Source organism: Kitasatospora sp. NPDC056446, assembly GCF_042796115.1.
In the GTDB taxonomy this organism is placed as follows: domain Bacteria; phylum Actinomycetota; class Actinomycetes; order Streptomycetales; family Streptomycetaceae; genus Kitasatospora.
The window spans coordinates 1-1,075 of sequence record NZ_JBHTRF010000257.1 but is presented as its reverse complement, the minus strand read 5'-3'; the positions used below and the strand labels follow the sequence as shown (position 1 = coordinate 1,075).

The following is a 1,075-nucleotide window of genomic DNA, read 5'->3' as shown; positions in this document are numbered from 1 at the left end:
CAGTTAACAAGCTTCGATTCATTCACGTAGTGGAACCCGGATGTGTCCTTCCCATCCGCAAGACGAACTGCCTGGAGCATGTGGCACATCATCTTGTGAGTGCTGGCCGTCTCATCCCGAGCAAGCCTTTGATCGATCCCGCTGTGGATGATGTTGTCAATCTGGATGTCGCACCACACAGCGAACTCAATGCTCAGCCAGCGAGCGAAGTGAACAGCCAGCTTCGGATGGAACCATGTTCCGCCGCCCCTGCCCCGGCTGGCACGAATCAAATCACTCTCTTTGGAGTGATTTAGCGCAAGAGCCAGCTGGGTGACGTATTCCTTCGTCTCAGAGTTGTCCAAGTAGTTCTGCAGCCGCTTGCCGAAATGTTCGGCAGCAGACGTTGCACAGAACCAGCCGTCATCCTTGAACGCCACATCCCTACCCTGGAACGCCAAGTGGACGATCTGGCTCATGCGGCCTCCTTCATGCCGAGGGCCTGCTTCAACAGGTCATTGATGACCCAGTTCAACGACCGGTCTTGCTCCCGGCGCCGCTTATCTGCGGCTTCCTTTACGCCCGGGTGAAATCGAATCGGGAAGGGAGCCTGCCGCCCCAGCCCTTTTTCGTCCTGGTCCTGCATAGATCCTCCTACCGACCGGACCACCCGGCCGTGGATCTATTAGAATCCACATGATTTGTGGATGTCAAGTGGACTCTTTGCGATGAATCAGTTTGCCGCCCACAATCCCGGCCATGAACGACCGCCACCAAACAAAGCCCTACCCACTCCGGGTCGATGGCGAACTCCGACAGCGGCTAGAAGACGCCGCCAAGAGCGCTGGGCGATCTCTGAACTCAGAGATCTCTGACAGACTGGAAAGGAGCTTTTTCGACAACTCCTTCTCGTACTTGATGGACAACCGGATCTCTGAGTACGAAAGGCTCCGAGAGAAGAGCCAGTCGATACTCAAGCTCCTGAACGAGCTTCAATCTGAAGCCCATGAGATGAGGGACACGACTTCTCCGGCCGAACTAAAGCAGATTGAACTGATCCAGCAGGAACTCTCGTTCCTTCACCAAGAGAGATCGC

The 1,075-nt window shown here is 55.5% G+C and carries 3 protein-coding genes; 1 reads left to right on the top strand and 2 read right to left on the bottom strand.

Going from position 1 to position 1,075, the window contains the following annotated elements:
- Together ACFQ6N_RS41130 and ACFQ6N_RS41125 are read right to left on the bottom strand one after the other, a co-directional pair.
- On the bottom strand, positions 1-458 hold a 458-nt coding region (locus tag ACFQ6N_RS41130), incomplete at its 3' end, for a KilA-N domain-containing protein (RefSeq protein WP_380659238.1).
- Positions 455-625 carry a hypothetical protein gene (locus tag ACFQ6N_RS41125; RefSeq protein ID WP_376562615.1) on the bottom strand — a complete coding sequence of 57 codons (171 nt, stop codon included), beginning with the start codon at positions 623-625 and terminating at the stop codon, positions 455-457. The genes ACFQ6N_RS41130 and ACFQ6N_RS41125, both read right to left, overlap by 4 nt.
- Positions 626-738: 113 nt before the next feature.
- On the opposite strand from ACFQ6N_RS41125, the gene ACFQ6N_RS41120 reads away from it, so the two are divergent.
- On the top strand, positions 739-1,075 hold a 337-nt coding region (locus tag ACFQ6N_RS41120; RefSeq protein ID WP_380659237.1), incomplete at its 3' end, for an Arc family DNA-binding protein.